Below are 3,091 nucleotides of genomic sequence, written 5' to 3'. Positions count from 1 at the left end.
TTCAGACATAATATTACCTCGATTTGAAAAGAGAAAAGGGTCTGCCTTTGACTCTTGTTCATCTCCTCGACTTCATTTGATGATATCCTTTACCCTGCTTACATCCAAAACAAAATCAAAAGAACAAACAGGGGAGCCCTTGGTATTGGACAGTTCCCAATAATTATAAATTAAAAACAACTGGATTCCCCGACCTGTCCCGCCATCTTGTCCCGTCATAGCTTTATGCGACGACGGAAGCGTTGGCGACGGAGGATCAGTAGGGGAATGACTTTCGGCGTTTGGATTCCCGCCCTGCCCTGTTAAATGATATATTATCCCGCTTCGCTGATTTAACAGGGTAAAAATGACGATAAAAATACTATTCGTAAAAATCTTGATTCAATATTCCCCGTACACAACACGGGATCTCTGACAAGATTCAAGATTTTAGAGAAAACGATAAGACTCGTAAGACAATAATTCATTATACCCGAAAATATAATGGGTTAGATTTAAGGCTAATTTTTTGAAAAAGCAAGAGAAAAGATAGAGGTCAGAAGTCAGGAGTCAGAAGCCAGAGGTCGGAGGTCAGTAAGAAATGCAGGGAATTAGGCTATAGGTTTTAAGCTGTTAGGGAAAACGATAAAAGAGGTTAAAGATCAGAAGCCGGAAGTCAGAAGCCGGAAGTCAGAGGTCGGAGGTCAGGCTAAATGCAGGAAATCAGGCTATAGGTTTTAAGCGGTTAGGGTAAGATTGGCAAAGCAGCAGGGAATCCCACATGAGCGTATCACCGAACGATATAGAGAAAAAGAGATTAGAGGTCAGCAATTACAACTTTTGGCAAGATTGCCAAAAGTTGTAAATGAGGATCAATAAAAAGGGCTCTCAGTATCCCAAACCGCTAAAAAGCACAACTGGCCTGAATCTCCTGGCTGGGCGTTTAAACTGGAAGGTAAAAATGATGCCGCCAAATGCCATGATTGCGGAGGGACGAAAACAGGCTGAAGGAGTTTAGTCTGTAGTCTGTTAGGAAAGAATGTTGCAGTCTTCTTCAAAGACCAGAACGTGATAAGATGGCGGACAGGTAGTGCAAGAGCTTATAGGGCAACCGCCGTTGCTTTAAGCTACTACACGACAGGCGGTACATCGGGTTTACGGTCAAAAAAAAAGCACTGGATACCACGATCTGGGTCGTGGTATTGCGGTTTTGGGTGTATACCACGATCCCCGAAAAGTTCTTGACATTCGACAAACCTGCCCTGCATATTGCGGGGCCAGAGTATGAACTCGTCTGGAAGTATTATGTAGACTAAAACATCAAATCTTCAATATCTTGAAGATTTTTACACCTTATGTGAGTTCTATTTTAAGCGTGCGTCCTATTACATTCGCTGCTTTTTTCATGGTTAGAAGTGTAATGGCTTCGTTTGAAGGATCAAGGAGCCTGTCCAGCGCACATCTGCTGGTTTTCATCCTTTTAGCCATATCAGTCTTGGTGATATTTTGCTCCTTCATTGCCTGTTCTATCTGATAGGCAAGCACTCTTTTTATGGCCGATTCCTGGATTTCTTCAAGCATATCCTCTTTTTTAAGGAAATCATCAAAATCGCTTCCTATATTCTTTTTCATCATCGATCAACACCTTTTACCTTTGTATGTCTCTTTAAGGATAATTCAAAATCCTTTTTAGGGGTCTTTTGATCCTTTTTAATAAAACCATGTAAGAGTATCATCCTGCCGCTTTCAACAGAGAAAATCACACGGCTGATCCTGTTTACTAAATTGGACCTGACCTCATAAAGCCCCTGCCCAAGAGTCCTTATCAAGGGCATCCCTATTGGCCAACCGAATTGAGCTGTCTTTATATCTTCACCGATTATCTTTTTTTCTTCCCTTGATAAAGAGTTTAACCAGTCTCTGACTGGCTCTTTGCCTGAATCAGTTTTGTAGAAATTGACATTCAATATGGGTTCTCTATTTGCGCTGTCCATAATGTACCTATTTTGATACAGGGAGTCAATCTAAATTCATAACTGTAAAACATTACAAGTAATAGATAAAAACAAATGATTGTGTATTAATTAGTTCCGGCTATTATTTTTTAAATACGAAAGCAAGATTTATTACTAGCCTGATAGACTGTAGGCTGATGACTGTTAGGGGGTTTCAATGTTCAATTATCGATGATCAGTTATCAGATAGAAGAGCTGAAAGCTTCATAATAAAATTGAATCTTGCACATAGTAATGTGCATTTATCATCATTTTTCAAAGGGTAGAGCATCACTGTTAAACCACTTCATATACTATAATGTATCTTAAAAGCCTTGATACCCCTGCCTTCCAGCTTTTTAGTTCCCAAGCAATAAATAAATATAAAGATTTGGCATGATGTTTGTAATTAAAAGCAGGCTATAGCGGTTTAGACTGTAGGCTGTTAGGAAAAGCAGACTGACGCCGTCGCCGGAGGCTATAGTGCCCAGGGAAGGGATTTCGACTGTAGGCTAAAGTAAAGGCAGAAGACCTAACAGCCTTCAGACTAAAATCCTTCAATCTGCATTTGAGAACCCATTAACAAAGGATCAAGAGTATGAACAAAACAGCCACTGTAAAAATCGAAGACATTATTCTGGACAACAGCATTTATCCCAGAGGCAGTATTGACCATAAAAGGGTCTCCATGTTTGAGGAAAACATGAGGGATGGGTTTGTGTTTGATCCCATTCAGGTTCAGGCGCACCCGGAGTTACCCGGAAAATATCGCATACTGGATGGGGCGCATCGATTTCAGGCATATAAGGGTATCGGGCAAAAAGAAGTCCCTGCAGAAATTATTAAACTCAATGGAGCCGATCCCTTGCTTTATGCCGCCCATAAGGCTATTGGTCCAAGACAGCTTAATGATGAAGAGGCAAGGGATACTGCTAGAAGGGCGTATCAGAATAACTTGATGCTGAGTTCAATTGAGATAGGAAAGGCTATTGGTCGATCAAGACAAGCAGTGGATTCTTATTTAAGTGATCTTCGTGCACAATACCTGCTTAATCAGGACATAAAGATAATAAAGATGAATATGCTCGGTATCCCCCAGGAAAGGATAGGCCGGAGAT

Annotated in this window: 4 protein-coding genes; 2 read left to right on the top strand and 2 right to left on the bottom strand. The window is 40.8% G+C overall.

What is annotated here, in order from left to right; genetic code table 11:
- The first annotated feature begins 844 nt into the window (after positions 1-844).
- On the top strand, positions 845-997 hold the full coding sequence (locus GX654_06130) for a hypothetical protein (GenBank protein NLD36432.1): 153 nt from the start codon (positions 845-847) through the stop codon (positions 995-997).
- Between the two features lie 335 nt (positions 998-1,332).
- Here GX654_06130 and GX654_06125 read toward each other — a convergent pair whose 3' ends face one another.
- On the bottom strand, positions 1,333-1,614 hold the full coding sequence (locus GX654_06125; protein NLD36431.1) for an XRE family transcriptional regulator: 282 nt from the start codon (positions 1,612-1,614) through the stop codon (positions 1,333-1,335).
- The gene (locus GX654_06120; protein ID NLD36430.1) at positions 1,611-1,973 is read right to left on the bottom strand and encodes a type II toxin-antitoxin system RelE/ParE family toxin; all 363 of its coding nucleotides are present in this window, start codon (positions 1,971-1,973) and stop codon (positions 1,611-1,613) included. The genes GX654_06125 and GX654_06120 overlap by 4 nt, the downstream gene beginning before the upstream one ends.
- A gap of 598 nt (positions 1,974-2,571) precedes the next feature.
- Between GX654_06120 and GX654_06115 the strand changes: the two genes are divergently transcribed.
- The coding region (locus GX654_06115; protein ID NLD36429.1) for a ParB N-terminal domain-containing protein at positions 2,572-3,091 on the top strand (520 nt) is incomplete at its 3' end.

It is taken from the genome of Desulfatiglans sp., assembly GCA_012513605.1.
Classification (GTDB): Bacteria; Desulfobacterota; DSM-4660; order Desulfatiglandales; family HGW-15; genus JAAZBV01.
The sequence above is the reverse complement of the archived record's forward strand: the minus strand, read 5'-3'. Positions and strand labels throughout refer to the sequence as shown.